The 14,187-nt window shown below is 71.0% G+C and carries 10 protein-coding genes; 3 read left to right on the top strand and 7 right to left on the bottom strand.

What is annotated here, in order from left to right; all coding sequences use genetic code 11:
- Genes DFR50_RS15165 through bchF form a run of 7 tightly spaced genes read right to left on the bottom strand, consistent with a single transcriptional unit; the run spans position 1 to position 10,073 of the window.
- A complete protein-coding gene (locus tag DFR50_RS15165) occupies positions 1 to 1,449 on the bottom strand; it encodes a BCD family MFS transporter (protein WP_113890125.1) in 1,449 nt (482 codons plus the stop codon).
- Complete coding sequence (gene bchM / locus DFR50_RS15160; protein WP_113890124.1) at positions 1,446 to 2,147, bottom strand: magnesium protoporphyrin IX methyltransferase; 702 nt, start codon at positions 2,145 to 2,147, stop codon at positions 1,446 to 1,448. Before bchM ends, DFR50_RS15165 begins: the two co-directional genes overlap by 4 nt.
- Positions 2,147 to 3,028: a ferredoxin:protochlorophyllide reductase (ATP-dependent) iron-sulfur ATP-binding protein gene (gene bchL, locus DFR50_RS15155; protein ID WP_113890123.1), complete on the bottom strand. Its 882-nt coding sequence runs from the start codon at positions 3,026 to 3,028 to the stop codon at positions 2,147 to 2,149. Before bchL ends, bchM begins: the two co-directional genes overlap by 1 nt.
- Positions 3,025 to 6,744 carry a magnesium chelatase subunit H gene (locus DFR50_RS15150; RefSeq protein WP_113890122.1) on the bottom strand — a complete coding sequence of 1,240 codons (3,720 nt, stop codon included), beginning with the start codon at positions 6,742 to 6,744 and terminating at the stop codon, positions 3,025 to 3,027. Before DFR50_RS15150 ends, bchL begins: the two co-directional genes overlap by 4 nt.
- Positions 6,716 to 8,257 (bottom strand): ferredoxin:protochlorophyllide reductase (ATP-dependent) subunit B, encoded by a 1,542-nt coding sequence (gene bchB, locus DFR50_RS15145; protein WP_113890121.1) that lies wholly within the window; start codon positions 8,255 to 8,257, stop codon positions 6,716 to 6,718. Before bchB ends, DFR50_RS15150 begins: the two co-directional genes overlap by 29 nt.
- A gap of 2 nt (positions 8,258 to 8,259) precedes the next feature.
- The gene (locus tag DFR50_RS15140) at positions 8,260 to 9,549 is read right to left on the bottom strand and encodes a ferredoxin:protochlorophyllide reductase (ATP-dependent) subunit N (RefSeq protein WP_113890120.1); all 1,290 of its coding nucleotides are present in this window, start codon (positions 9,547 to 9,549) and stop codon (positions 8,260 to 8,262) included.
- Complete coding sequence (gene bchF, locus DFR50_RS15135; RefSeq protein WP_113890119.1) at positions 9,546 to 10,073, bottom strand: 2-vinyl bacteriochlorophyllide hydratase; 528 nt, start codon at positions 10,071 to 10,073, stop codon at positions 9,546 to 9,548. Before bchF ends, DFR50_RS15140 begins: the two co-directional genes overlap by 4 nt.
- Positions 10,074 to 10,301: 228 nt before the next feature.
- Between bchF and DFR50_RS15130 the strand changes: the two genes are divergently transcribed.
- The 3 genes from DFR50_RS15130 (at position 10,302) to DFR50_RS15120 (ending at position 14,171) form a co-directional block, all read left to right on the top strand.
- Positions 10,302 to 11,159, top strand: coding sequence for a cobalamin B12-binding domain-containing protein (locus tag DFR50_RS15130; protein ID WP_170153229.1), 858 nt, complete (start codon positions 10,302 to 10,304; stop codon positions 11,157 to 11,159).
- An 18-nt stretch (positions 11,160 to 11,177) separates the two neighbouring features.
- Positions 11,178 to 12,647: a transcriptional regulator PpsR gene (gene ppsR / locus DFR50_RS15125; protein WP_342634567.1), complete on the top strand. Its 1,470-nt coding sequence runs from the start codon at positions 11,178 to 11,180 to the stop codon at positions 12,645 to 12,647.
- A gap of 183 nt (positions 12,648 to 12,830) precedes the next feature.
- Positions 12,831 to 14,171, top strand: coding sequence for a BCD family MFS transporter (locus tag DFR50_RS15120; RefSeq protein WP_245427808.1), 1,341 nt, complete (start codon positions 12,831 to 12,833; stop codon positions 14,169 to 14,171).
- Positions 14,172 to 14,187 lie beyond the last annotated feature (16 nt).

Here is a 14,187-nt window from a genome sequence, read left to right as displayed (position 1 = left end):
CTACCCTCCAGATTGAAGTCCGCCAGCGACCGCAGGAGCGAGATGCGAAGGCAAACCGCTGCTGAGATCGCTGCGCGGGCGAACGAGCGGCCCGATGGCGACAAGGGTCGCAAGCAAGAGAATGATTTCGACGCCGTAGACGATGGTGTAGCCGGTGACCGGGCTTGCGACCGCGTCGCCGAATGCCCCGGCGACCGCGAGCGACGAACCGACGTCGTTGACGACGCCGCTGAAAGCGACCGCGAGACCCGCCGCGGTCGCCTGCGAGGCGCTCCAGGCGCCGAGCGCGAGGCCCCGGTCCTCGGGCTTTGCGAGCGCCATCGAGGCGGTGAGCGTGCCGTGCGCGAAGAGACCGCCGCCGAAGCCGATGAGCGCCACCCCGACGGCGAACATCGGACCCGTCTCGAGCGGCGCGGACAGGATCACGCAGGCGAACGCGACGACGCCGGCGAGCGCGCCGTAGCCTGCGACCCGGTGCGGGTCCGCCCCGCGGGCCAACCGGCGCGCGGCGAGAACCAGTCCGGCGCCGCCTCCGAGCGCGAGCATCGCCGTCAACGCCGTCGTCACCCCGACCGGAAGATGAAGGATCTTTCCGCCGTAGGGCTCGAGCAGGATGTCCTGCATGCTGAATCCGGCGGTGCCGAGCGCGGTCGCGACCAGCAGGCGCCGGGTCCGCGCCACTCCGGCGAAGGCGCTCCAGGCGTCCCGGAAGCGCGCCGGGCGCGACGACGCGGGGGCGCGCAGCAGGTTGCGGGGCTCCTGCTTCCACAGCGCGACGCAGTTCAGCGCCATGGTCGTGAGCGCCGCGCCCTGCACGACCTGGATGAGCCGCACTTCGCTGAAATGACGCAGCAGAAGCCCGAACACGACGGCGCTGACGGCCATGCCGACGAGCAGCATCGCGCACAGGAGCGCCACGACGCGCGGACGGGCGCGCTCCGGCGCGAGGTCGGTCGCGAGCGCGAGCCCGATCGTCTGCACTGTGTGCAGCCCCGCGCCGACGAGCAGGAACGCCAGTCCCGCCGCCGCCTGCCCGACCCACGCCGGCCAGTGCGTGTCGCCCGACAAGAGGATCAGCGCGAACGGCATGATCGCGAAGCCGCCGAACTGGAGCAGCGTGCCGAACCAGATGTAGGGGACGCGCCGCCAGCCGAGCACCGAGCGGTGATGGTCCGAGCGGAAGCCGATCAGCGCGCGCATCGGCGCGAACAGCAGCGGCAACGCCAGCATGCAGGCGACGATCCACGACGGAACGCCCAGCTCGACGATCATCACCCTGTTCAGCGTGCCGATCAGCAGCACCACGGCCATGCCGACCGTCACCTGGAACAGCGACAGCCTCAGGAGCCGCTCCATCGGAAGCTCCGGCGTCGCCGCATCGGCGAACGGCAGGAAGCGTGGCCCGAGCTGCATCACCCCTCGGACGATGGCTCCGCTGACGGCTTTCATGGCCGAACGACCTCCAGGGCCTCGGAAATGTAGAAGCCGCTCACGATCCGCCGGCCCCGCGCGATCCGCCAGCGCGGATCGGCGAAGACGCCGTCCAGGCGTTTTTCCAGCGCTCGCCTGGAGATCGGTGCGATCGACGGGGCGCGGTCGCCGCGCGGCAGGAACCGCCCGGCGGCGTGCATCAGGGTGAGGAGCGCCGTGCGCGGGGCGATCGTGAACACGACCGCCGCCTCCGTGCGCGCCGCGAGCGCCGACACGGTGCGGGCGATGTCCGCCCCTTCGTAGTGGATTAGGCTGTCCATCGCGACCACGTAGTCGAAGCGGCCGAGCGCGGGATCGAGCATGTCGCCGACCGCGAAGGTCGCCTGGCCGGGCGCGAGGTCCTTCGGCGCGCGCTCGTTGGCGAGCCCGACCAGCGTCGGGGAGACGTCGACGCCGAGCACGTTTGCGCCCCGGCGGGCGAGCGCGACCGAAAGCGCGCCCGTGCCGCAGCCGGCGTCGAGCACGCGCGCGCCGCAAAGGTCCTGCGGCAGCCAGGACGCGATGGTTTCGCGCATCGCGTCGCGCCCGGCGCGCACCGTGGCGCGGACCCGGCTGACCGGCGCGTCGGAGGTCAGACGCGTCCACGCCTCGACCGCGGTGCGGTCGAAGTAGCGCTCGAGCTCGTCGCGCCGGGTGTGGTACGTCCCGCTCGTCATCAGTCGTATCCCAGGAATTCGAACAGGTCGCGGTCCTTCATCGGCTTGGCCGGCAAGGGCTCGAATCCGGCCCACATCCGCTCCGCGAGACCCAGATATTCGTTCTGCACCGCTTCGAGTTCGGGCGACGGATCCATTTCGAACAGCGTCGCCTTCTTGAGGCGGCTGCGCCGGACGACGTCGAGGTCGCGGATGTGGGCGACCCGCTTCAGGCCGACGGCGGCGTTGAAGCGGTCGATCTCGTCCGTGGCGGCGCTGCGGTTGGCGATCACGCCGCCGAGGCGCACGTCGTAGTTCTTTCCCTTGGCGTGGATCGCGGCCACGATCCGGTTCATCGCGAAGATCGAATCGAAGTCGTTGGCGGTGACGATCAGCGCCCGTTCGGCGTGTTGCAGGGGCGACGCAAAGCCGCCGCACACCACGTCGCCGAGCACGTCGAAGATCACGACGTCGGTGTCCTCGAGCAGCCGATGCTCCTTGAGCAGCTTGACGGTCTGGCCGACCGTGTAGCCGCCGCAGCCGGTCCCCGCCGGCGGGCCGCCCGCCTCGACGCACATCACCCCGGCGTAGCCGGTGGCGACGAAGTCTTCGATGCGCAGCTCCTCGCTGTGGTAGTTGACCGCCTCGAGCGCGTCCATGACCGTCGGGACGAGCCGCTTGGTCAGGGTGAAGGTCGAATCGTGCTTCGGATCGCAGCCGATCTGCAGCACCCGTTTTCCGAGCTTTGCGAAGGCGACGGACAGGTTCGACGAGGTCGTGCTCTTGCCGATGCCGCCCTTGCCGTAGATCGCGAACACTTTCGCCGTGCCGATCTTGTCGGTCGGGTCGAGTTCGACCTGACAGGAGCCATCGCCCCGCTGCGCCCTGATTGCCAGATTCATGCCGCTACCCCCGGACTGACGCCTTCCAGCCGATCTTCGAATTCGTCGCCCGCCTCGATCAGCTCCGCGAGCGTCTTCGGGTCGGGCGTCCAGTAACCGCGCTCGTGCGCCTCGACGATCCGGTTCGCGAGCTTCGACGAAGCGGCCGGGTTGAGTTCGGCGAGACGCTTGCGCATCTCGGGATCGAGCACGAAGGTTTCGGTGATCCGCTCATAGACCCACGCATCGACCTGGCCGGTGGTCGCCGACCAGCCGACCGTGTTGGTGACGTGCGCCTCGATCTGCCGCACGCCCTCGTAGCCGTGCTTGAGCATGCCCTCGTACCACTTGGGGTTGAGCACCCGCGTGCGCGTCTCGAGCGCGACCTGCTCGCTCAAGCTCCGCACCTTGCCCTCGCCGCGCGTCTGGTCGGAGATGTAGATCGGCGCGACCCGCCCGCCGCGCGCCCGCGCGGCGGCGCGGCCCATGCCGCCGAGGCTGTCGAAGTAATGGTCGATCGAGGTGACGCCGAGTTCGACGCTGTCGAGGTTCTGGTAGGCGAAATCGACCGTCGAGAGCACGCTCTGGAGCAGCTCCGGCTGCGCCGCCGACTGGCCCTTGCGGCCATAGGCGAAGCACTTGCGGCTCGCGAACTGGGTCGAGATCTCGTCCTCGTCGGTCCAGGCGCCGGCGTCGATCAGCATGCCGACGTTGGCCCCGTAGGCGCCCTCGGCGTTGCTGAACACCCGCAGCGCCGCGGTCTCGAGATCGCACCCGGTCTCCTTGACCCGCGCCAGCGCGTGCTTGCGCACGAAGTTCTGGTCGACCGGCTCGTCGGCGCTCGCCGCGAGGAAGCAGGCTTCGGCCAAGAGCCGCATCTGCAGCGGCAGCAGATCGCGGAAAATGCCCGAAACGGTCGCGATCACGTCGACGCGCGGACGGCCGAGCTCCTCGAGCGGGATCAGGCTCGAGCCGGCGAGCCGCCCGTAGGAATCGAACCGCGGACGCGCGCCGATCAGCGCCAGCGCCTGCCCGAGCGGGCCGCCTTCGCTCTTGAGATTGTCGGTTCCCCACAACACGACGGCGACGCATTCGGGGAACGGATGGCCGTCGGCGGCGTAGCGGGCGAGCACCTGCGCCGCCTGCCGCGCCCCGTCGGCGATCGCGAACGCGCTCGGGATGCGATACGGATCGAAACCGTGCAGGTTGCGGCCCGTCGGCAGGACGGCCGGATTGCGCAGGAGATCGCCGCCGGCCACCGGCGGGATGAAGCAGGCGTCGAGCGCGCGCAGGAGCGCGGGCGTCTCGTGGTCCTCGGCGAGCAGCCGGTCGAGCCGCTGCAGCTCCGCGAACGCCTGGCGGGTCTCCGGGTCGGCGGGCGCGCCGAAGGCGGCGATGGCCGCCTCGACCGACCCGCCGGCGGCGAGCGCCCTGAGGCCGGCGAGGTCGCCCTTGAGGTTGAACGAGCCTTCGGCGAGCGCGGCCAGCGTCTCGGCGCGCTCGTCGACGCCGGGCGTCTCGCCCACGACGTGGAGGCCGTGCGGGATCAGCGTGTACTCGAGTTCGAGGATCGCGGAACCGAGCCTGGCGATCTCGTCGTTCGCGTTGGAACCCCAGGCGGGCTCGGCCTGGGCCAGATTGATCGCGGCCGCCTGGGACTGGATCAGCTCCGCCAGCCTTCCCCGCTCCTCGCTCGCCTCGAGCTCGGTCGCCCGGTAGCGATCGACCGAGCCCTTGAGTTCGGTCAGCCCGCGATAGAGCCCCGCCTGCGCGAGGCTCGGGGTGAGGTAGCTGACGAGGGTCGCCGCCGAGCGGCGCTTGGCGAGCGCGCCCTCGGACGGATTGTTGGCCGCATAGAGGTAGACGTTCGGCGCCGCGCCGATCAGCCGCTCGGGCCAGCACGCGGCGGACATGCCGACCTGCTTGCCCGGCATGAACTCGAGCGATCCGTGCATGCCGAAATGCAGCACGACGTCGGCTTTGAAGTCCTCGCGCAGGTAGCGATAGAAGGCGGAGAAGGCGTGCGTGGGGGCGAAGCCGCGCTCGAACAGGAGCCGCATCGGGTCGCCCTCGTAACCCATCGCGGGCTGCACGCCGACGAGCACGTCGCCGAACCGCTCGCCGAGCACGAAGATCGAGCCGCCGTCGGTCTGATGACGGCCCGGCGCCGGGCCCCACTGCGTCTCGATCTCGGCGAGATGCGTCTCACGCCGCACGTGGTCGTCGAGGGAAACCCGCGCCGCGACGTTCGCGGCGGTTCCGTAGCGATCGGCGTTGCCGTGCAGGATGCGCTCGCGCAGCGCGTCGACGGAAGCCGGCAGTTCGACCGAATAGCCCGCCGCCTTCATCGCCCGGAGCGTGTTGAACAGGGATTCGTACACGCCGAGGAACGCGGCGGTTCCGATCGCGCCGCCGTTGGGCGGGAAGTTGAACAGGACGATCGCGACCTTGCGCCGGGCGCGCTCGGTGCGGCGCAGGCGAACCAGGCGCGCGACGCGCTCGGCCAGGCGCTCGACCCGCTCGGGATGCGGCAGCAGGTCGCGCTCGAGTCCCTTGGGCGCGTTCTCCATGCGCCCGCCGAACACCATCGGCGCCGCGGCCCCGTCCAGCTCGGGGATCGCCACCATCATCGTCGCCTCGACCGGCGACAGGCCGCGCTCCGAGCCCTCCCACTGCTCGACCGTCTGAAACTCGAGCGCGTGGGCGGCGATATAGGGGACGTCGAGCCCGTTCAGGAGCTCGGCGGCGCCGGCCGCGTCGTTGTAGGCCGGACCGCCGATCAGCGAGAACCCGGTCAGCGACACGAACGCGTCGATGGTCGCGACGCCGTTGCGCTTGAAGAACGCCTCGACCGCGGGGCGCGCGTCGAGGCCGCTGGCGAAGGCGGGAATGACCCTCAGACCGCGCTTCTCCAGCGCCGCGATGACGGCGTCATAGTGGGCGGTGTTGTTGGCGAGCAGGTAGGAGCGCATGAGCAACAGGCCCACCGTCCCCACCACCTCCTTGACCGGCGGCCGCGGCAGCGCGTCGCACGAGGTGTTGAAACGCTTGGCGGCGCGCGGGTGATAGACGCCGACTTCGGGGTATTCGACCGGCAGCGACGCCTTCAGCGCGCCGCGCAGCGACGCGTTGGCGCCGCCCGCGTAGCGGTTGACCAGGAACCGGACGAGATTGGCGACGTTGTCGTCGGAGCCGGCGAGCCAGTACTGCAGGGTGAGGAAATAGGCGCGCACGTCCTGCGCCGCGCCCGGGATGAAGCGCAGGATCTTCGGGATCCGGCGCAGCATGGCGAGCTGCTTCTCGCCACCGGTGTCGGAGGCCTTGGAGCTGCCGCGCAGGCGCTTGAGAAAGTCGAGCGCGCCGCGCTTCGTGCCGTCCATGTTGAAGCGGCCGACGCGCGTCGCCTTGACGATCGGCGGGGCCGACATGCAGCCGAGCACCGCGTCGCAGGAATCGCGCCGCGCCAGGATCGCGGGAAGCACCGCCTCGGCGTGCTCCTCCATGAACAGCATGGTCGCGACGATGATGTCGGCCGTGGCGATCGAGTCGAGGCAGCTCTGCAGCGAGCCCGGATCGCTCCAGTCCGCAGCGGCGTGGAACGCCAGCTCCAGCCCGGGAATTTCCTTGGCCAGCGTGCGGCGCGCCCGGTCGACCGCCCCCGCGAGGTGGTTGTCGAGGGTGACGATGACGAAGCGCAGTCCCGCGCGCTCAGCGGCCGAAGTGAGCTTTTGCTTCATAGAGGGTGCTTACGCTGATGGTCGCCAGGCCGCGCTGGCGCGCAAACGTCTCGGTGTTGCTCCGGGCGCGTCCGCGCACGAAGAACGGGATCTTCTTGAGCTCGCGCTCCGCGTCGGCGGTCCAGCTCGCTGGACCCGACGCGCCCGCGACCGCGAGCGGCTCCGCGACCACGACCGCCGGCGCCTCCGGCTTGCGGCCGAGATGAGAGGGAAGCGCGCCGTCGTGGAATTCGGGATCGTCGCGGAACATCGTCAGCAGATGCTCCTCGAGGCCCATCATCAGCGGATGGACCCACGAGTCGAACAGCACGTTCGCCCCTTCGAAGCCCATCTGCGGCGAGTAGCGCGCGGGGAAATCCTGCACATGAACGGGCGCGGAGATCACGGCGCACGGAATGCCGAGCCGCTTGGCGACGTGGCGCTCCATCTGCGTGCCGAGCACCAACTCCGGGCCCAGCGCCGCGACCTTCGCCTCGACCTCGAGGTAGTCGTCGCAGATCAGCGCTTCCGCGTCGAGCGCGGCGGCGGCTTCCCGGATCTCGCGCGCGAATTCGCGGGAGTAGGTCCCGATTCCCACGACCTTGAAGCCGAACTCGTCGCGTGCGGCGCGCGCGGCGGCGAGCGCATGGGTCGCGTCGCCGAAGATGAAGACGCGCTTGCCGGTCAGATAGGTGGAGTCGACCGAGCGCGACCACCACGGCAGGCGCGAGCCGCCCTCGCGCTGCGCGCGGTCGGGTTCGAGCCCGGCGAGCCCGGCCACTTCTGCGACGAAGGCGCGGGTCGCCCCGACGCCGATCGGGACCGTGCGGGTGTAGGGTTGCCCATAGGCCTTTTCCAGCCACTGGGCGGTCGGAAGCGCCACTTCGGGATAGAGCACGACGTTGAAGTCGGCCTCGCCGAGCCGGGAAACGTCTTCGGCCGAGGCGCCGAGCGGCGCGGTCGTGGCGATCTCGACGCCGAGGCCCTCCAGCAGCCGGGCGATCTCGATCACGTCGTCGCGGTGACGGAAGCCGAGCGCCGTGGGACCGAGCAGGTTGCAGCGCGGGCGCGCCGAGGCGACGCGTTGCCGCTTCGGCCGGCCGAGCGCGCGCGCGATGCGGTAGAAGGTCTCGGCGGCGCCCCAGTTCTCCTTCCGGCGATAGGCGGAGAGTTCGAGCGGGATGACCGGGACCGGCAGGGCGAGCGCGCGGGCGAGGCCGCCGGGGTCGTCCTGGAGCAATTCGGCGGTGCACGACGCCCCGACGACGATCGCCTCCGGGCGGAACCGCTCGTAGGCCTCGCGGACGGCGGCCTGGAACACCTCGGCGGTGTCGGAGCCGAGGTCGCGCGCCGCGAACGTCGTGTAGGTGACCGGAGGGCGCTCGCCGCGCCGCTCGATCATGGTGAACAGCAGATCGGCGTAGGTGTCGCCCTGCGGCGCGTGCAGGACGAGGTGGACGCCGCGCATCCCCGTCACGACGCGCATCGCCCCGACGTGCGGCGGACCTTCGTATGTCCAGAGGGTGAGGTCCATGTCTAGACCTCCAGCGCCGCGAGCCGCGCCAGCGGCCGGACGAACAGCTCGGCCAGATCGCCCGCCTGCTCGTAACCCTGGGTGGGCGCGAACAGGAGCTCGATCGACCATTTCGTCGCGAGCCCTTCCGCCTCCAGCGGGTTGGCGAGGCCGAGGCCGCAGACGGTGAGATCGGGCCGGTCGGCGCGGCAGCGGTCGAGCTGACGGTCGACGTCCTGCCCCTCGCTCAATCGGGTCCCGACCGGCAGGAGCGCGAGATCCTCGGCCACGAGCTGACGATTGAGATAGGGCGTGCCGACCTCGGTCGGGATCATGCCCATCTCCTGGGCGAGGAACCGGGCGAGCGGGATTTCGAGCTGCGAGTCGGGGAAGAAGAAGACGCGCTTGCCGGCGAGGATCGCGCGATGCCGGGCGAGCGCCACCTCGGCGCGCGCGCGCGCCTCCGACGTCGCCGCGTCGAAGCGGCTCGGGGCGACGCCGAACGCGTCCGCGGCCGCGCGCAGCCATGCGGTCGTCCCCTCGGCGCCGAGGGGGAACGGCGCCGAAATGCGCTGGGCGCCGCGCGCCTCCAGCGCCCGCGCGGTCTCGCCGAGAAATGGCTGCGCCAGCAGGACGCGGGTGTTCGGCCCGACCGGCGGCACGTCCTCGGCGCCGCGCGCCGGGAAGAACCGCACCCGCGGCGCGCCGAGGGCGGCGAAAAGCCGCGCGAACTGGTCCTCGACGATGTCGGCCAGCGACCCGGCGACGAGCAGGCTCGGGCCGTCGGCGGGGTTTTCCTCGGGCAGCGACGGCGCGAGCGCCGCGAGACAGGCGTCCTCGCCCTGGGTGAAGGTGGTCTCGAGGCCGCTGCCGGAATAGGCGACCACGCGCACCCGCGGCGCATTGGCGTCCGACAGGCGGCGCGCGGCGCGCGCGAGATCGATCTTGATGACCTCCGACGGGCACGAGCCGACGAGGAACAGGAGCTTGATCTCGGGCCTGCGTTCGAGCAGCCGAGCGACCACGCGGTCGAGCTCCTCGTTGACGTCGGCCGCGCCGGCGAGATCCCGTTCCGTCAGGATCGCCGTGGCGAAGCGGGGTTCGGCGAAGATCATGACGCCGGCCGCCGACTGGATCAGGTGGGCGCAGGTGCGCGAACCGACGACGAGGAAGAAGGCGTCGCGAATCTTGCGGTGCAGCCAGACGATGCTGGTCAGCCCGCAGAACACTTCGCGCTGGCCGCGCTCCCGCAGAACGGAGCGTTCGGACGCGCTGTCGGCGGCTCTGAGGTCGAGCGGAACGCGCACGTTCATGGCGCCGGCTCCGGCTGGACGCCCGCCGCGGCGTATCCGGCGGCGGGCGCGGCCTGCAGCCGCGCCGCCCGCAGCTTGAGGAGGAACTGGGCGGCGTTGACGACATAGGCCGCGTAAGCCGCGAGCGCGAGCAGCATCAGCCCGCGCGGCCCGATGAGGTCGAGAAACAGCGCTGCCAGATAGGCCGTGTGCAGCGCCAGGACGAGCATCGAGAACACGTCCTCCCAGAAGAACGCGTCGGCGAACAGGTACTTGCCGAAAACCGCCTTCTCCCAGACGGAGCCGGTGATCATGATGGCGTAGAGAACGATGGTCTTGACCACCACCGAGATCACGGCGGCCTGCTCGCCCGCGCCGGTGGCCAGGAACCGCAGGACAAGACCGAGACTGACGAGGAAGACGGCGAACTGCAGCGGCGCCAGGACGCCCTGTACGATCGTCCACCCGCTCCGGTCGCGCCGCGCGCGCTGCTCGGCCGTATAGAGCGGTCTGGGCTGCGCTGCTGGGGAACGCCCTGGCTGCATAACTGCCGCTTCTCCGGTCCTCGAGGCGGGCCTGGCCGACATCAGGTCGACAGCGCCTTCGGCCCGGACTGTAGGCGTGTCGGGACCCGAGTGTCAATCTGAGTTGACGTACTTTTTGCCTTACACTAAGGTGACATCCCGGTGACGAGCGCCGTTTCGAGGCGGGTTGGGAAGACTCGCTGCGGCAGGACGTCACAGGGGGCGTCGGTGCCCGAGATCGAGTTGCCAGTGGCGCGCCCCCCGCCCCCGAACCGCCTGCGGCGAGGAGACAAGACCGGGCCGGTCGGCGCGGCCGGCGGCGGGGTTCGCCGCGACGTCCGTCAGCGTCGGGACCGCGCCGGCGACGACGTCGTCGGTCACGTCCTGCGGCAAATCGCTCCGCTCGTGGGAACGGACGCCCGGCGGTCGCGGCCGGGCGCCGGTCGCGCCCCGGCCTTCGGGCGCGGCGACGTCGAGGCGTTCGCGACGCTCGCGATCTCGCCCGACGGCGATCTCTGGCCTCCCGTCGAACGCGCCTTGCGGATCGGCGTCTCGGTCGACCAACTGTTCGAGGAGCTCCTCGCGCCCGCCGCCCGGCGGCTCGGCGCGCTGTGGGACGAGGACGATTGCGATTTTCTCAGCGTCACCGTGGCCGCCCACCGGCTTCAGGTCGCGGTGCGGAGGCTGGCGCTGGCGCATCGGCGGGCCGGCGAAGGGCCCGCCACGGCGCTCTTTTCTCCCGCGCCCGGCGAACCCCACATCCTCGGGCTGTCGATCGCCAGGGCGGCGTTCGAGCGAAGCGGCTGGAGCACGGAGGTCGCGGACGGGGCGGGCCCGTGCGCCGCCGTCCGCCGGCGCTGGTTCGATCTGGTGGCTTTCTCAATCAGTTGCGACCGTCTGATCCAGCGCCTGGCCGACCTGGCGGCCGAAGTCCGCGCGGTTTCGAAGAACCGCAATGTGTTTCTTCTGGTAGGAGGAGCGGCCGTCGCCGCGAAGCCGGAATCGGCGACGCGCATCGGAGCCGACGCCATCGCGGCGACCCCGAGGGAGGCTATTGTTATTACAAGGAGTTTGCTAAGGCGGAGCGAATGGCGGGAATCGGGCTGACGCTTTACCTTGTCAAACGTGATCCTCAAGTCGAGGGGCGGTCTCGTGGTGGATGGTGCAAGGTCGGGGTCCCCGGCGCGGTTTGCGGCGCCCGAACTCTTGCGGGGTCTCGATCCCGAAGCCGTGGGCAGTCTGCTCGCCGCGACCGCCGACGTGACGTTCGTCCTCGACGGCGGCGGCACGATTCTCGACGCCGCCATCGCTGAGGCGGATCTCGCGGGCTCGATGGGCTCGGAATGGATCGGCAAACGGCTCGTCGACACGGTCACGATCGAAAGCCGAGCCAAGATCGAGGAGTTGATCCGCGATTCGTCTCCGCGCCTGTCGGCGCGCGGGCGCCAGGTCAACCATCCCTCCGCCCGCGGCGCCGACATTCCGATCCGTTACCGGGCGCTCCGGTTCGGAGAGGACGGCCGCATCGTCGCGGTCGGCCGCGATCTGAGGCAAATGGCCGCGCTTCAGCAGCGCCTCGTCGAGGCGCAGCAGGAAATGGAGCGCGAATACACCCGGATTCGCAACGCGGAAAAGCGATACCGGCTGCTCTATCAGCTGGCCTCCGAGGCGGTGCTGATTCTCGATTCGGGCACGGCGCGGATCGTCGAGGCCAATCCGGCGGCCGCGATCCTGCTCGGCGTCGAGCCGAAGAAACTCGCCGGCCGCGACTTCGAGGACCTGTTCGCCGATTCGAGCCGCCAGACCACGCGCTCGTTCCTCGCCGCGACCCGCGTCGCGCCGCGCGTCGACCGGGTCCACGCCCAGCTGGGGCACGACCACGGCGACGTCCTCATGACCGGCTCGTCCTACCGGCAGGACGGCGTGGCGCATCTCGTGGTCCTCCTGTCGCGGCTGGGCGACGCCTCCCTCGCGGCGTCCGCCGACGACGCCAACATCCTGCGCCTCGTCGAGGCCATCCCCGAGGCCCTCGTGGTGGTGGCCGAGGACGGCCGGATCATGACCGCGAACGCGGCGTTCCTGGATCTCGTCCAGGCGACCACCGTGGTCCAGGCGCGGGGCGAATCGATCGAGCGCTGGATCGGCCGCCCCGGCGTCGACATCGACGTCCTCTTCTCCAATCTCCGCGCGCACGGGAGCGTGCGCATCTTCTCGACCGTGGCGCGCGGCGAACTCGGGACCGTCGAGGACGTGGAAATCGTGGCCGCGTCGGCGGTCGGCGGCGCGACGCCGATCTATGGCCTGGCGATCCGCGCCACCGGATGGCGCGGCGGGCGCGAGCGGCTGGGGGGCCGCGAGCTTCCCCGCACCGTCGAGCAGTTCACCGAACTGGTCGGACGCGTTCCGATGAAGAACCTCGTGCGCGAGACGACCGACCTGATCGAGCGCCTGTGCATCGAGGCCGCCCTCGAGCTGACCCGGGAGAACCGCGCGTCGGCTGCGGAAATGCTCGGCCTCAGCCGGCAGGCGTTCTACGTCAAGCTCAGGCGCTATGGCCTGGCGGACGGCGGCGACGGCGACGGCCAGGAGCGCTGAATGCGTCCAAGTGTCGCTGATGCGTGACACGATTCGGCGGGCGTGAGTGTCAACCTAGCTTGACAGGCACAGGCGCCCGCGATTAGGTTCGCCCATGCGGAGTCTCCAGCCCACAGCCGTTCCGGACCTGCCCGAGCCCGTCGCCGGGCCGGCGCCGTGCGGGACCGTCGCCGGAGCGGCGCCGTGAAGGCCGTCGGCGGGCTGGGCTGGTCCGGCATCGTCCGGCTCGGGCTGGCGCAGAGCGCGCTCGGCGCGATCGTCGTCCTGATGACCTCGACGATCAATCGGGTGATGGTGGTCGAACTGGCGCTGCCCGCGCTCGTTCCCGGCCTTCTGGTCGCCTCCCATTACGCGGTGCAGATCTTCCGCCCCGCATGGGGCTACGGCTCGGACGTCGGCGGCCGGCGCACCCCCTGGATCGTCGGCGGCATGGCGACGCTCGCCATCGGCGCGCTCGGCGCGGCGGTCGGAACAGCGCTCGCCGCGGATTCCCGTGTTCTCGGCCTCTCGGTCGCGGCGGTCGCCTTCCTGCTCGTGGGCATGGGCGCGGGATCGGCCGGCACCTCCGTGCTGGCGCTGCTCGCCTCCCGCGTCGCGCCGGAGCGCCGCGCCGCCGCGGCTTCGTTGGTCTGGATGATGATGATCCTCGGCTTCGCCGTGTCGGCGCCGCTCGCGGGCCATTTCCTCGACCCGTTCTCCAACGCCCGCCTGATCGAGGTGACCGGTTCGGTGGCCGCGATCGCCTTCGTTCTGGCGACGCTCGCCGTGCTGGGCGTCGAGGACCGCGTCCCTGCGGCGGCGGCCGCCGCCCGCAGCCATCGTCCGTCGTCGTTCCTCGTCGCGCTCGGCGAGATCTGGCGGGAGCGGTCGGTCCGCCGGTTCACCATCTTCATCTTCGTGTCGATGCTCGCCTACGGCGCGCAGGAACTGCTGATCGAGCCGTTCGCGGGCCTCGTGTTCGGCATGACTCCGGGGTCGACGACGAAGCTCGCCGGACTTCAGCACGGCGGCGTCCTGATCGGGATGCTCGGCGTCGCGACCGTGGCGACGGCGATCGGCGGCCCGATCCTGGGCTCGCTCAGGCTCTGGACGACGGCCGGCTGCGCGGCCTCCGCCGTCTCGCTCGCGGCCATCGCCGCGAACGGTCTCCTCGGCCTCGGCCCCGACGCCTTCCGCGCTTCGGTGTTCGCGCTCGGCCTGTCCAACGGCGTCTACGCGGTCGCGGCGATCGGCTCCATGATGGGGCTCGCGAGCGCCGGCGCCGCGGCGCGCGAAGGGACCCGCATGGGTCTCTGGGGCGCCGCGCAGGCGATCGCCTACGGCGCCGGCGGGGTGGCCGCGACCGTCCTCGTCGACGTGGGACGGAGCCTGGGCGCGACGCCGCTCGCAGCCTACGCGCTCGTGTTCGGGCTCGAGGCGGCGCTTTTCCTGTTCGCAACCGCCCTCGCGCGCTCGAGCGCGCCGGGCGCGGCGCGCGAAAGCGCGACGGCTTCGGCGCAGCCGGCGCTGTCCGCGCAAGCCTGAGGGGGACCTCGCCGTC

Source organism: Roseiarcus fermentans (assembly GCF_003315135.1).
Taxonomy (GTDB): Bacteria; Pseudomonadota; Alphaproteobacteria; order Rhizobiales; family Beijerinckiaceae; genus Roseiarcus; species Roseiarcus fermentans.
Note: the sequence above shows the minus strand (reverse complement) of the source record. Positions and strands in the feature narration are given on the sequence as shown.

Coding starts and splice junctions, on each gene's coding strand:
- DFR50_RS15165 (WP_113890125.1), bottom strand. CDS start 1,449: ATGAAAGCCGTCAGCGGAGCCATCGTCCGAGGGGTGATGCAGCTCGGG.
- bchM (WP_113890124.1), bottom strand. CDS start 2,147: ATGACGAGCGGGACGTACCACACCCGGCGCGACGAGCTCGAGCGCTAC.
- bchL (WP_113890123.1), bottom strand. CDS start 3,028: ATGAATCTGGCAATCAGGGCGCAGCGGGGCGATGGCTCCTGTCAGGTC.
- DFR50_RS15150 (WP_113890122.1), bottom strand. CDS start 6,744: ATGAAGCAAAAGCTCACTTCGGCCGCTGAGCGCGCGGGACTGCGCTTC.
- bchB (WP_113890121.1), bottom strand. CDS start 8,257: ATGGACCTCACCCTCTGGACATACGAAGGTCCGCCGCACGTCGGGGCG.
- DFR50_RS15140 (WP_113890120.1), bottom strand. CDS start 9,549: ATGAACGTGCGCGTTCCGCTCGACCTCAGAGCCGCCGACAGCGCGTCC.
- bchF (WP_113890119.1), bottom strand. CDS start 10,073: ATGCAGCCAGGGCGTTCCCCAGCAGCGCAGCCCAGACCGCTCTATACG.